Below are 12,952 nucleotides of genomic sequence, written 5' to 3' on the forward strand. Positions count from 1 at the left end.
TATGGGTTTCAGCATCCAACGATTCCGGGACCGCTCCTTGTCGCAAATCAATGTCGAGCGGACGCCAGAATGTTGGTTGCGTCCTGACATTCTATCGTCCGAAATCAGTGAGGACATGTGACCGTCGGGAACAATGACCTAAAAGTGCAAATTTAGACCAGAATATTTTTTTTATTTGTCTGCAAGTTTTGTATAAAACGCCAGCATTTTTTCAATGGTACTGTCAATGTGATATTCAGTCTGCATGCGCTGTCTGGCAGCCCCGGCCATTTTTATTCTTTCGTCCGGATGATTATACATGTATTCGATGGCACGTGCAATCGCGATCGGATTTTTGCGTGGGACGACCAGTCCGCTTTCGCCATCTATTACCATTCTGCGGTTGCCCGGAATGTCAGTGATGACAGCTGCCACACCCAGACTCATGGCTTCAATAACCGATTTGCAAATAGCTTCGCCATAAATGGAACTCAATACGAACAAATCAGAATTCTTCACCAACCGCATCGAATCGCTGCGGTAGCCGGTGAAAACAATCCGGTCCTTCATTGGACTTCGTTCACACAATGCTTTTATTTCGTTCGACTCCAACCCGTTTCCAATCAGCAAAATATACAATGGGACTGACGGGACAATATCGTATGTAGCTTTGATGAAATACTTTAAACCCTTCATTGGGCGTGCGTTTGCGACCATCGTCACGACAAAGGCATTCTCCGGAATATCGAATTCGCTGTATGAAAGCGGCTCCACATTTTTATACCAATCGGGATGATGTCCTTTGGTGATGCAGAAAGCATTTTTCTTTCCGAAGATTTTATTGCGATTGATCATTTTGGCTACTGCAGGCGCAATACACCAGATAGCATCGGCGCGCGGATGCAGAAATTTGAAATAAGCAGAAGGATCCCACCAGTGAATATTTCCGCAGTAACCACGATACAACACCACTTTTACATCGAGTCCCCGCGCGGCTTTCAGACCATTGATGATTGCTTTGCCGTTGAAAAGATGCACTACATCGTACGCACCGGCAATCAATTCTTTTCGAATAAAATCAATTTCACTGCGATCGAATTTTTTACGTGGCTGAAAGTCGATCACGCGAATACCTGCCTCTTCGAAAACCGGCACGTATTCAGCCTTTGCTGGAGTCATGATGGTAATATCGACACCGGCACGCTTCAGTCCCAGCATGAGCTCTGCCTCGGGCCGCGAAGAATTGAGCCCGCTGTAATTGCTGATGACTAATAGTTTCAGATGCGACATTGATGCAAAGGTATGTATTTTACCCTTAATGAGGCTGTCTCAAAACAGCGGATTGTTACGACATTCCACCGTTCCGGCAAACATCTGAGTTAAGAATTGACGTTGATGCCGGAACATGGAACCGTCGTAACAATTGCAAAAACAACGGTTCCATGTCCTTCAGCTCCTGCGTCGCTTTCGGACGGTGGAATGTTGTTTTTGTTGCTGAAGACTATTTGAAACAACCTACGTTGCGCTTCGGGCATAAAAAAACCGGCCTGCTTGCGGCAGGCCGGACCCAATTAAAAACAAAGCGTTTAAAGCTTTATTTTCTTCTCGATCTCTTCGACATACACCCGAAAATGTTTGTCGGTATCGATAAGATTTTTCACCGTGCGAACAGCATGCAAAACTGTTGCGTGGTCTTTGCCGCCAATGTCAGTGCCAATGCTGGCAAGCGAACTCTTGGTCAATGTCTTTGCAAAATACATAGCCAGCTGGCGTGCCTGAACTATTTCGCGTTTACGTGAACTGCTGTGCATTTGCTCAACAGAAATATTGAAATAATCGCAAACCATTTTCTGAATGTAATCAATCGATATCTCGCGTTTTGAATTGCGGACATACTGATCGATCATGGTCTTGGCCAGCTCAATGGTAATAGGTTTCCGGTTGAAAGATGAATGCGCAATCAAAGAAATCATCGCACCTTCGAGCTCACGAATATTGGTTGAAATGCTGTATGCGAGATATTCCACCACATCGTCCGGAATAGTAATTCCGTCTTTGTGTAGTTTTTTGCGGATAATTGCAATACGTGTTTCAATATCAGGCACCTGAAGATCGGCAGCCAGTCCCCATTTGAAGCGTGAAAGCAATCTTGGTTCAATGTCTTCAAGTTCAACCGGCGGTTTGTCAGATGTCAGAATAATCTGATTTCCTTTCTGATGAAGTGTATTGAACAACTGAAAGAAAACATCCTGCGTTTTGAGTTTATTGGCCAGGTTGTGAATATCGTCCATGATGAGCACATCTATCATCTGATAGAAATGAACGAAATCGTTTGTAGTATCGTCTTTTACTGAATCGATAAACTGATTCAGAAATTCAGAAGTCTGAACGTATAAAACTGTTTTATCTGGAAAATTTTTCTTGACTTCAATTCCGATGGCATGAGCAAGATGTGTTTTCCCCAATCCGGTGTCGCTGAAAATGAAAAGCGGATTGAAAGAAGTTTTTCCCGGATTTTTTGCAATGGCTAAACCAGCAGAGCGTGCAAGCCGGTTGCAATCGCCTTCAACAAAATTGTCGAAGTTGAGACTCTCGACCAGCTGCGAATTTACTTTAATCTTTCGCAGTCCGGGGATGATAAATGGATTCGGAATTTCTTTCGAAGTTCCACGATTGATATCAATGGGTATATCCACCGAAGGATTTTTAAGTGCGCTTCTGTCTGAAGATGGATAGTTTACAGAAATTCCGTTCTGTGTGGCATCCACCAGAATGTTGTACTCAAGTTTTCCGTCCTGACCAAGTTCCTTGCGAATGATTTTTTTCAGAAGATCAATGTAGTGTTCTTCAATCCACTCGTAGAAAAAACTACTGGGCACCTGGATCGTGAGTACATTGCCATCAAGTTTCAAAGGTTTTATCGGAGCGAACCAAGTTGAAAAACTATGGTCGTCGATGTTATCCTTGATAACTTTCAGACAATTGTTCCATATCGATTTAATATCTTTTGCCATTTCAATCAATGAAATTGAATATGTTTGAGAAGTACATTATTTTTGAAATCAAGTAATTAACAACGGTGAGAGTCATAATTAGTGTTTTCGAGTATTTGAGAGCAACTTGAGAGGGCAAAGGTGAGTAAAAAAAGTTTGATAAAAAAATTTTTTTATCCTTGCATTTTAAAAATATTATTCGTATAGGCATCAGCAAAAATTAAATTGCCACCACCTGAAAAATAACAGTCGATGCGCGACATTCTTACACCGGCATATGCGTTTTGTGTAATAATGACCTGTTGATTGTCGGTGTTATACATATTTATCGGTTTAGATAAAAGGGTATGACTATGTCCACCAAGAATTAAATCAATATTCTTACTCTGTTTTGCCAGTTCATAGTCTGCAACATGTTCTCCTCCATCGGCTTTATAACCCATGTGCGACAGGCATACAACCATCGAACATTTTTCTTCCTTCTTTAGTTTGTAAGTCATCTCTGCTGCAGTGAGCACAGGATCACGATATTCAGTGTCGCCGTAACTAATTTTGCTAATAAGGCCATGAGGATAAACGCCAAGACCAAAGACCCCAATTTTAATTTTTCCGAAAGTAAAAATCTTGTATTTCTTTACCGATTTACTTAGTCGTGGATGATTAAAAATATAATTGGATGCAATGAACGGAAATGTAGCATACTCCATGGCATCGGCCAATCCATCCAGCCCTTTGTCGAACTCGTGATTACCAATAGTTGCAGCAGAATAATTCATCTCAGACATAAGCTTCATTTCCACTTCGCCGCCATACATATTATAATAAGGAGTCCCCTGGAAAATATCGCCGGAATCGAACAACAAAACAGGATGACCTTCGCCACGAATTTTATTTATTAATGCTGCGCGTGCTGCAAAACCGCCCATGCCCGGATAGCGGTGATGCGACTCCGGTAGTGGTTCGATCTGACTGTGGCTATCGTTTGTCTGAAGAATTACAATTCGTTTTGCCTTCGATGCCCCGCCAGCCTGAAGTACGCTTGGGACCGCCAATGCAGCGCCAGCAGTGAGCAATGTTTTTAGAAAATCACGGCGATTACTCATATCTGATCCTCCCATCCATTTTAGGATTAATCGTTTTTCCCTGACTGGTCAGATCTCTGATTCCAATGATGAAAATATCGCGTACAAGCAATCCTGTTTTGATATAACGAACATTGTCCGACAAAAAACTCAGACCATCACCACCCGTTGCCAGATAATCAGAAGTGATGAGAATGTAATTATTATCCGCCATCACTTCCTTTCCTTCAATCTCTGCGCTGGTCCATGAAGTACCATTCAAAATCAGGCGCAGTCCACCAACAGGCATTCCACCTTTCATAGCAATAACATCAAAAAGCTTCATAAGCACACTTCCTTTCAGCTCTATCAACACAATCTCATTATCGAAAGGCATCAGCTGAAACACGTTTTCAATCATCACTTCTCCTTTTGGAAGTGATGTCCGAATTCCGCCATTGTTAAGAAGCGATATGACCGGAAGTGAAAGAATGGAATCAGCGAAATTCTTTTTTGCAGACTCAATCATCATATCCGACAAAAAATTTCCGAGCAGACTTTCAGGAGTGCCTTTTTCAAGCGTTTGTTCGCTATAGCCAATCACTTCTTTCATGGTTGAATCGAGTTGCAGCCGGTAAGGCGCAATTTGCCTTAACATCGCGGAATCGACTCCCAGCGAATCATCAACAATCATAGAAACGGCTTCACTGCTGGATAATGCTGCAGTTCGGCACGACATTACAACGAATGATAATGCAACTACTGCCCAAAATACAGCAGTCAAAAACAGAGGATACTTTATTGATTTCATGAAGTTTCAAATGTAACTATTTTTTCATTTTCGTGTCGAAAAAATATTTATTTGCCTGATTTGAAAAATTTAACACACCTGGGCGAAAAATTTAACAACTTTATAATATATGCATTCATCTTCAAATTCTATTGATTGGTCAAAGAAAAATTGAATAATTAGCAAAAATCCCCGCTGAGGCTCTTTACAGCTCAATATTAGTCCCTGTAACCATTCAATTGTTAGTCGAAAATCCAAATATGTCACATAAACAGATTTTCACGCAGGCGACATATGTAGATTGTTAATATATTTGTTGATTCAACCCTTGTTTTGAGTGAAATTATGGTTTATATTTGTGACTGAAAATTAGGAAAGACATCAAAATCACCATGAAAATTGTCAAACAGATGAAATTATTTTACACCCTATCCTGCCTGTTTCTTTTCTGGAGCTTTACGGTTGCAAGCACTCCGCTTTCTACATCATACTCTGATAGAAAATTGTATGAAAACGATCAGGAAAACCCTGAAAATGTAAAATCCAAAAGTGTTTTTGTAGCTTTCCGCGACAAACTGGTATCGGTACCTGTAGGCTACTCTGTCAACAGTCAGGTGCTTTTTGGTGTCCGCTACACGCTGACTGAACAGACTTTTCTGGCTCAGGATTATTCGAAAATTGAATATTTCATCAGTCCTATTAAAGGTGGTAAAATAGAAGGTACATATTTCCCTCAGTCTGAAGGCTTCGATGAATTCTCGTCTGTTGATGGCAAATTCATCATTAGCGCCGAAGGCAAAGAAGGCAGTGACTTATACATGGTGGAATTTTCAAACGGAACATTTACAAAACCTGAAAAGCTATCATTAAATACTCAGTACAACGAATTTAATGGTACATTCAGCAACGATGGTGATAAAATTTATTTCACATCGGACCGTCCCGGCGGACAAGGCGGACTCGATATTTATGAAACCGAGATGATTGGCAAAAATAAATGGAGCGAACCTAAAAACCTGGGTCCTGCAATCAATACCGCCTCTGACGAACAATGTCCGTTCCTGTTAAACGACGCAATGACGCTTTATTTCAGTTCCAAAGGACATCAGAGTTCTGAGGACTTCGATATTTACATAGTTACCCAAGGCGATGATGGTGAATGGGGTGAGCCCGATAAATTGGGACAACCCATCAATTCAGATAAGGATGATCTTTACTTTCGCATGTCACCAGATGAAACCCGCGCTGTGTATTATACAGTTGGCGATTCGGGCGAAGGTATTTACGAACTGATTTATAATTAGATTTCAACTTTTTTTGAGTCATGTGATGAAGAGCCTGGTGAAAACCGGGCTCTTCATTTTTGTAATACATGAGACATAGCGCGGATTTGTAATCCGTGCTATGTCTTTCTTAATGCTTTAAAAAAAAGCCCGGAAAAACCGGGCTTCTTAATTCTCAACAACTTTATTTAAGTCTGTCCTTGAAAGGTTCAAACGTCATGAAATCGGCATGATGTACAATGAAAGCTTCGGTAGTACGTTTCACCATGTCGCCTTCACCAGCATGGGTTGCAATGATGTGACAGACATCGGCGGGTACTCCACATTGTTCAGCAAGCGAAACACCACTGAATGGATGACGCAGATATTTGCCATATTTGCCCTGCACCGACTTTCCGTCTTTCATTTCATATTCCAGCAATTTTCCTACATCGGCCAGAATAGCGCCAGCAATTAACATATCCATGTCAACCGGAAGATCGGTGCGGAAAAATTCACCACACTTCAAACCTGCATCACGGGCGATGTGTACAACAGCGCGCTTGTGATCCATAAAGCTTACCTTCAAATCAGGACCAGCCAGTAATGTGAATGGGATGGTACGCAGATCTTCGGGAGTGAGTACACTTTTCTGCAGCGCCAGCGCCCAGGTGTTGGTGATCTTTTCCTTCAGGTCAGCATTGCTTATCCATTCAAGCTCAGGCCAAAGCTCACGCGCCTGATCGATATACTTTTTATCAATGGCTTCCATAGTCATTATTGTTTCAGTTTCGCTATAATTGCATCAGCCATCTGTCTGGTTGAAGCGGCGCCCTGATTCACAACATCCTGAGTTCCCTTCAATTTCAGCATATCATATGCACGAACTTTTCCTTCCATAACAACTTCTTCGGTTGCTTTGCGGATGCGGTTTGCAATCTCATTTTCATTGAGATGTTCGAGCATCAGCACCGATGAAAGCACCATCGCGATTGGATTTACGATGGAAGTTTCGAAGTCAGCATATTTCGGAGCAGAACCGTGGGTTGGTTCAAAAACAGCAACACCCGAATCCGGGTTGAACTGAGCTGAAGTAGCGAAGCCAAGACCTCCTATGAGACCTGCGAATGCATCGGAAACGATATCACCAAACATATTTTCGGAAACAATCACATGATAGTTTTCCGGATTTTTGGTCAGCCACATCATCATAGCATCGATGTTCACGTCTTCGACCCAGATGCCTGGATATTCGTTCTTACTCATTTCCTGAGCAGTTTTCAGCATCATACCAGATGTTTCACGAATAACATTTGGTTTTTCGCAAAGAGTAATTTTGTCAAAACCACGTTTTTTGGCATATTCAAATGCAGCACGGATAATGCGGGTTGCAAATTTTTTGGTTACTATACGCGTTGATACTGCAAGTTCTTCGCGCGGACACCAGCCGAAATTGGGTTTGAAACGCGGATGCGACATCAGTGCTTCATATACCTGATCGTTCGGGTTGGTCCATTCAATTCCACCATACAGACCTTCGGTGTTCTGACGGAAAATCATTGTATCAACAACAGGTTCGTCAACTCCGCCGGCAGCATTGCGACGTACGAAATTGAGCGGATTGCCTTTCAGTGTCTGACAAGGGCGCATGCAAATGTCGAGACCGAATTTCTGGCGCATAGTGACGATGGGGCTGTAATATACAAGCCCCTTGTCTCTCAGTTCAGGAGCCAGTTCTGACGCTGCTTTGTCTTTCGGTTTTGAGGTGATGGCTCCAAACAAACCGATTTTGTGTTCTTCTAAAAGCTTGATGGTTCTGTCGGGCAGCGGGTTTCCTTCTTTGCACCAGAATTCCCATCCTATGTCGCCGGTGACATAATTTGCATCAAAGCCTGCTGCATCCAGCACTCTGATAGATTCTTCCAATACAACCTGACCAATTCCGTCGCCGGGCATGGCTACAATAGTTCTTTTTGACATATTCTTTTTGTTTTAAGGATTATCGGTGGCAAAGGAACAAAAAAATTATATTTGCACATTAATAAAAGGTGCTAAAACTGGAAAAAATCAGTAAAAGAAATCATGGTTGTTGTTTTTTTGAAATTTCTGATTCTCCTATTGCTGAATAATACACCAGCTGTTACGGTAAAAGAAAAAATGCCGTTCAAGCCAAAGATCAACCCTCCGGGGACTGTCTGGCTGCGCGATAGTCTGTTCATCGATGTGTCCCCGGTCAAAAACATAGATTATAAGGAATTCGAATCTTTTGTGCAGATCGCATACAGCAAAGAACTGCGCGACAGTATGAAAAACATGCCGCTGTTTGGAATCGATATGAACATTTTTCAGTCATACATGCGGCTTTGCGGGCCCGATAAGCAAATGGCTGCGAAAATGAAAGCTCCGCTCGAGGCTCCATTGAGCTGGGCCATGAATATGAACGAATATTACAATAGTTCCGATTTTCGCCATTACCCGGTGCTGCATATTTCATTTATTCAGGCTCAGGCTTTCTGTGAATGGCGGACCGATATGGTTATGCTGCTTTTTGCTGTTTCAAGTAAAAATGAAAAACAACGCGAAAAATTCTACAAAAAAGTCCGTTATCGGCTCCCAACAATTGAAGAATGGGAATATGCCATGGAAAAATTTAAAGGCAATACATACACCAATCTCGCTGTTTATGCTGGAGAACGATGTGCAACCATTGAAGCTGTCCCTCAGAAAAAAAATCTTGAATTCGTGTATATTCCCCACAATATTGCAGAAATGACTGCCTTGGAAAAAACTGCAGTCGGCTTGTCATGGCGCGATACCGATACGACGGATAATTATTCCAAAACCGTTTCTTATGCCGGTCCGCGCGACTGGCTGGGATTCCGCTGTGTGTGCGAAATTGTTGAATACTGATATGAGAAAACTGCTGCCATTTATTGTCGTTAGTCTGCTGTTGATTTCGTGCGGACGCAAACATCAGGTGCCGGAAAACATTAAACTTTTTCGTTACAACGAAGCTGCAGGTATTCGCTCGCTCGACCCGGCCTTTGCCCGCGACCAGGCCAACATCTGGGGTGTCAATCAATTATTCAACGGTCTGGTGCAACTCGATGATTCTCTTCAGGTAAAACCTTGCATAGCCAAATCGTGGGAAATTTCAGACGACGGCCTCCTTTATACCTTTCATCTCCGCAGCGATGTTTTTTTCCATCCATCCGAAGTGTTCAACAATCAAAAACGTAAAGTTATTGCCGCCGATGTCGATTATAGTTTACAAAGGTTGGCTGATGAAAAAACAGCTTCGCCTGGCAAATGGGTGCTGGGTAATGTTGCTTGTAAATCAGATGGGAAACTCGATATTATAGTATCAAATGATACTACTGTTGCCATTCGGCTGATAAAACCATTTGCGCCGTTTCTGAGTTTGCTCTCAATGCAATATTGCTCAGTCGTACCGCGCGAAGCTGTTGAGTTTTACGGAAAGGATTTCGGTCATAATCCGGTAGGCACAGGCCCCTTTTTGTTTAAATACTGGAAGGATGGACTCAAGCTCGTGTTATTAAAAAATCCAGACTATTTCGAAATCGACAAATCGGGAAAACGACTTCCCTACCTCGATGGCGTAGTGGTTACTTTTATTGTTGAAAAACACACCGCCTTCATGGAATTCATGCAGGGAAATTACGACATGATTTCGGGATTGGATCCAAATTACAAAGACGTATTGCTTGATGCCGCCGGAAATCTGAAGCCGGAACACAACAATAAAATGTACATGACCCGCATTCCATATCTGAACACAGAATATCTGGGCATTTCGGTTCAGAAAAGCGGTGGCGGAGCTGTTTCTGCGTTACAGGAACAAAAAATCAGACTGGCCGTCAACTACGGTTTCGATCGTCGCAAAATGATGCGTTACCTGCGAAATAATATCGGCTATCCCGGACTGTATGGAATGATTCCACCCGGATTGACTGGCTATGCGGAAGACAGCGAATTCTGCTTTGAATACAATCCTTCGAAATCCAAGCAGCTTTTGGCAGAAGCCGGATACCCCAATGGCATCGGATTGCCTGAAATTGTGCTGCAAACAACCGCGACTTATCAGGATTTGTGCGAGTATATTCAGCAACAGCTGGCCGAAATAAGCATCAAAATTAAACTCGATGTAGTACCACCCGCTACACTGCGCGAAATGGTGTCGCAATCAAAAAGTGGATTCTTCCGCGCCAGCTGGATTGCTGATTACCCGGATGCCGAAAACTACATGAGTCTGTTCTATAGCAAAAACGAAGTGCCCAACGGACCGAATTATACGCACTTCGCAAACGCAGAATTCGACCGGCTTTACGAAGAAGCGGTCAGCTCTTCAAATGACAGTCTGCGCGCAGAATTGTACGAAAAAATGAATCGAATCATTATGGAGCAAGCACCGGTGGTGGTGCTGTATTACGACATGGCTGTGCGCTTTGTAAGTAACCGCATCAAAGGTCTGGAACCGAATGCGATGAATCTGCTGGTATTGAAGAATGTGAGGAAGGAATAAGCATTGATTTCTATATTTTTGTTTTTCAAATTGCAAATGATGAATAAAGTTATATATTTATTAATCCTGGTCGCAATATATAGTTGCCATTCTCCTGAACAAAAGCAGTCAATAAAAAATTCTTCAATGAAGGATTCTGTTTATCATGAATCAACGAAAAACCTGCATTGGATAGCTGCTCTGGAAAAAGCCCCATATTTGAAAAAATCTGAACGCCTGACAAACGATGATTTATATGAATGTGTATCAAAAAAGTTTCTCAATGGAGAATTTGTGATAGATTCTCTTGAAAACAAAGCCAGAAAACACCTTAAGTTGGAATTGATCACGAAAGATGAATTCATTAATGAGCGAAAAAATACAATCAGCTATTTAATTTCAGATATTGAAATTTTTCCCAAAAAGAACGGCATCACTACGCTTCCATTTCCCGGAGGAAATGCTCAATATGTTGATGTGAATCCTGAGCTGGCTTCAATGAGGGAGTTTTACTATCGTGGACATTACAACAATCCTGATTTATACTTGATGTATGTTCAGTATTACGAGGCAGGTTGCAGTTACTGGCTTATTGATAAAAGCGACAGTGGCAGAAAAGCGGATTTCCCATCTTTGCCAATTTTTACTCCTGATAAGAAAACTATTATTTCCGTAGCTTTCGACCCATACAGTGATTCACATTGCGAACTAAAATTATGCTCCATTAATGGAAGCATAATTACAAAAGTATTTCAGGCTGAATTTGTTAATTGGGCTCCTTCTGCCGAAGAACAAGGCTATATGAGCTCTGAGGGAAGTTTTCGCATACCTATAATAAATTCAAAATTTGTTTGGACTCGAGAAGGTGGTTTAAACAAAAACTATCAGTATTTGAAGATTTCAATTTTATAATTTTCCTGTTTTCCTCACTTTTAAGATTATATAATTAATACTACTTTTCAACCGACTCAAACAATTTATAACCGCATAAAAAAAACCTCATAAACAATTGATAATCAATTACTTATGAGGTTTATTTTTGTGGTCCCACCAGGACTTGAACCTGGGACCTACTGATTATGAGTCAGTTGCTCTAACCAACTGAGCTATAGGACCCGTTTGGGAGTGCAAAGATAGAAAAAATCAATCAAATTTATTTTGTTCATTCAAATTTTGTGGTCCCACCAGGACTTGAACTTCGCAAACACTGAATAATAGCATTTTGCGAAAATAAATTTTCAAAAATTCACTCTATGGCTTTTTGGTATTATTGTTTTTCTGTTTACCTGCTGCGTTTTTTTTCGATTTTACATAAACCAGTTTTATAAACGATTTATCGGTCACCCGCTCATCAATTTCAAAATAGTCTGTTAGTGATTTAAATAGGGGCGTCAGTTTGTCGAACCCATAATTTCGGGGATCAAAGTCTGGTTTCTTTTTAATTAGCAATGTGCCTACATCGCCCAGAAAAGCCCAGCCATCCTCATCGGCCAAATCATCTACACTGGACTGTATGAGAACAATGGTTTTCGGATCGACTTTAGTTGAACTGACAGCCACTGATTTTTTCGATTTATCAGAAACGATTGATTGAGCAATTTCTGTTACAAGAGCGGTTTTCAGAATTTCGAGATAAATAAATTTATCGCAGGCAACAATGAAGGGATCCGGTGTTTTTTTCTCGCCAAAACCAAAGACTTTCATGCCCGATTCGCGCAGACGAATAGCCAGCCGGGTGAAGTCACTATCGCTCGATACAATACAAAATCCATCAACACGGCCGGTGTACAGAATATCCATCGCGTCAATAATCATGGCGGAGTCGGTCGCATTTTTACCCGATGTGTAGCCGTATTGCTGAATGGGTGTGATGGCACTTTCGAGCAACACACTTTTCCATCCCGACAAATTGGGGCGTGTCCAGTCGCCATATATGCGTTTAAATGTAGGTACACCATATTTGGCAATCTCTTCCATCAGCCCTTTTACATTCGCAAAGGGAACATTGTCGGCATCGATGATAACAGCCAGTTTTAAATCTTTTTTGGGTTCCATTGATCAAAATTTTTCAACGTTTTGTAACGTCATTCTTATCAAAGATACAATTATTTCAAATCAATGTAATTGCTCCGACGTGGTCCCGCAGAGTCAACGCATTTAAATGTAGGTAAATGCTTCATATTCCTGCATTCAGCGCAACCTTCAATTGCACAAAATCTGTGCATTTATTCTACTTGTGACACAGAGTCCCCTTTAGATTTGCCCCCGAATACATTTCAACGCAAATTCGTAGAAGTATTTCAAAATTCGGATTCAATTAACCGGAGGAATAGAGGTGAACTAAA

The 12,952-nt window shown here is 41.6% G+C and carries 12 protein-coding genes and 1 tRNA gene; 4 read left to right on the top strand and 9 right to left on the bottom strand.

From position 1 onward, the window contains the following. Positions 1-171 precede the first annotated feature (171 nt). From A2W93_04830 to A2W93_04850, 5 genes are all read right to left on the bottom strand, one after another. Positions 172-1,260 (bottom strand): hypothetical protein, encoded by a 1,089-nt coding sequence (locus A2W93_04830; GenBank protein OFY56104.1) that lies wholly within the window; start codon positions 1,258-1,260, stop codon positions 172-174. 98 nt (positions 1,261-1,358) lie between these two features. Continuing rightward, positions 1,359-1,550: a hypothetical protein gene (locus A2W93_04835; protein ID OFY56080.1), complete on the bottom strand. Its 192-nt coding sequence runs from the start codon at positions 1,548-1,550 to the stop codon at positions 1,359-1,361. 15 nt (positions 1,551-1,565) lie between these two features. Next, positions 1,566-2,993 (bottom strand): chromosomal replication initiation protein DnaA, encoded by a 1,428-nt coding sequence (locus A2W93_04840; protein ID OFY56081.1) that lies wholly within the window; start codon positions 2,991-2,993, stop codon positions 1,566-1,568. Between the two features lie 152 nt (positions 2,994-3,145). Then, positions 3,146-4,090 (bottom strand): hypothetical protein, encoded by a 945-nt coding sequence (locus tag A2W93_04845; protein OFY56082.1) that lies wholly within the window; start codon positions 4,088-4,090, stop codon positions 3,146-3,148. Then, positions 4,068-4,844 (bottom strand): hypothetical protein, encoded by a 777-nt coding sequence (locus tag A2W93_04850; GenBank protein OFY56083.1) that lies wholly within the window; start codon positions 4,842-4,844, stop codon positions 4,068-4,070. The genes A2W93_04845 and A2W93_04850 overlap by 23 nt, the downstream gene beginning before the upstream one ends. 371 nt (positions 4,845-5,215) lie before the next feature. Between A2W93_04850 and A2W93_04855 the strand changes: the two genes are divergently transcribed. Beyond that, positions 5,216-6,127, top strand: coding sequence for a hypothetical protein (locus A2W93_04855; GenBank protein ID OFY56084.1), 912 nt, complete (start codon positions 5,216-5,218; stop codon positions 6,125-6,127). A 163-nt stretch (positions 6,128-6,290) separates the two neighbouring features. On the opposite strand, the gene A2W93_04860 is transcribed toward A2W93_04855, so the two are convergent. Together A2W93_04860 and A2W93_04865 are read right to left on the bottom strand one after the other, a co-directional pair. Further along, positions 6,291-6,857: a phosphohydrolase gene (locus tag A2W93_04860; GenBank protein OFY56105.1), complete on the bottom strand. Its 567-nt coding sequence runs from the start codon at positions 6,855-6,857 to the stop codon at positions 6,291-6,293. A 5-nt stretch (positions 6,858-6,862) separates the two neighbouring features. Then, the gene (locus tag A2W93_04865) at positions 6,863-8,065 is read right to left on the bottom strand and encodes a 3-isopropylmalate dehydrogenase (protein ID OFY56085.1); all 1,203 of its coding nucleotides are present in this window, start codon (positions 8,063-8,065) and stop codon (positions 6,863-6,865) included. A gap of 102 nt (positions 8,066-8,167) precedes the next feature. Here A2W93_04865 and A2W93_04870 point away from each other — a divergent pair, with 102 nt between their 5' ends. Genes A2W93_04870 through A2W93_04880 form a run of 3 tightly spaced genes read left to right on the top strand, consistent with a single transcriptional unit; the run spans position 8,168 to position 11,519 of the window. Then, entirely contained in the window at positions 8,168-8,995 is an 828-nt protein-coding gene (locus tag A2W93_04870) for a hypothetical protein (GenBank protein ID OFY56086.1), read from the top strand. 1 nt (position 8,996) lies between these two features. After that, positions 8,997-10,628, top strand: coding sequence for an ABC transporter substrate-binding protein (locus tag A2W93_04875; GenBank protein OFY56087.1), 1,632 nt, complete (start codon positions 8,997-8,999; stop codon positions 10,626-10,628). Between the two features lie 36 nt (positions 10,629-10,664). Next, positions 10,665-11,519 carry a hypothetical protein gene (locus A2W93_04880; protein ID OFY56088.1) on the top strand — a complete coding sequence of 285 codons (855 nt, stop codon included), beginning with the start codon at positions 10,665-10,667 and terminating at the stop codon, positions 11,517-11,519. A 127-nt stretch (positions 11,520-11,646) separates the two neighbouring features. On the opposite strand, the gene A2W93_04885 is transcribed toward A2W93_04880, so the two are convergent. Further along, positions 11,647-11,723 (bottom strand) — tRNA-Met (locus tag A2W93_04885). 135 nt (positions 11,724-11,858) lie between these two features. Next, positions 11,859-12,662 carry a Maebl gene (locus A2W93_04890; GenBank protein OFY56089.1) on the bottom strand — a complete coding sequence of 268 codons (804 nt, stop codon included), beginning with the start codon at positions 12,660-12,662 and terminating at the stop codon, positions 11,859-11,861. Positions 12,663-12,952: the final 290 nt, after the last annotated feature.

The sequence above is a fragment of the Bacteroidetes bacterium GWF2_43_63 genome (assembly GCA_001769275.1).
Classification (GTDB): Bacteria; Bacteroidota; Bacteroidia; order Bacteroidales; family DTU049; genus GWF2-43-63.

Bases quoted from the DNA above. Each gene is read 5' to 3' on its own strand.
- A2W93_04840 (OFY56081.1), bottom strand. From the start codon at position 2,993: ATGGCAAAAGATATTAAATCGATATGGAACAATTGTCTGAAAGTTATC.
- A2W93_04845 (OFY56082.1), bottom strand. From the start codon at position 4,090: ATGGGAGGATCAGATATGAGTAATCGCCGTGATTTTCTAAAAACATTG.
- A2W93_04850 (OFY56083.1), bottom strand. From the start codon at position 4,844: ATGAAATCAATAAAGTATCCTCTGTTTTTGACTGCTGTATTTTGGGCA.
- A2W93_04855 (OFY56084.1), top strand. From the start codon at position 5,216: ATGAAAATTGTCAAACAGATGAAATTATTTTACACCCTATCCTGCCTG.
- A2W93_04860 (OFY56105.1), bottom strand. From the start codon at position 6,857: ATGGAAGCCATTGATAAAAAGTATATCGATCAGGCGCGTGAGCTTTGG.
- A2W93_04865 (OFY56085.1), bottom strand. From the start codon at position 8,065: ATGTCAAAAAGAACTATTGTAGCCATGCCCGGCGACGGAATTGGTCAG.
- A2W93_04870 (OFY56086.1), top strand. From the start codon at position 8,168: ATGGTTGTTGTTTTTTTGAAATTTCTGATTCTCCTATTGCTGAATAAT.
- A2W93_04875 (OFY56087.1), top strand. From the start codon at position 8,997: ATGAGAAAACTGCTGCCATTTATTGTCGTTAGTCTGCTGTTGATTTCG.
- A2W93_04880 (OFY56088.1), top strand. From the start codon at position 10,665: ATGATGAATAAAGTTATATATTTATTAATCCTGGTCGCAATATATAGT.
- A2W93_04890 (OFY56089.1), bottom strand. From the start codon at position 12,662: ATGGAACCCAAAAAAGATTTAAAACTGGCTGTTATCATCGATGCCGAC.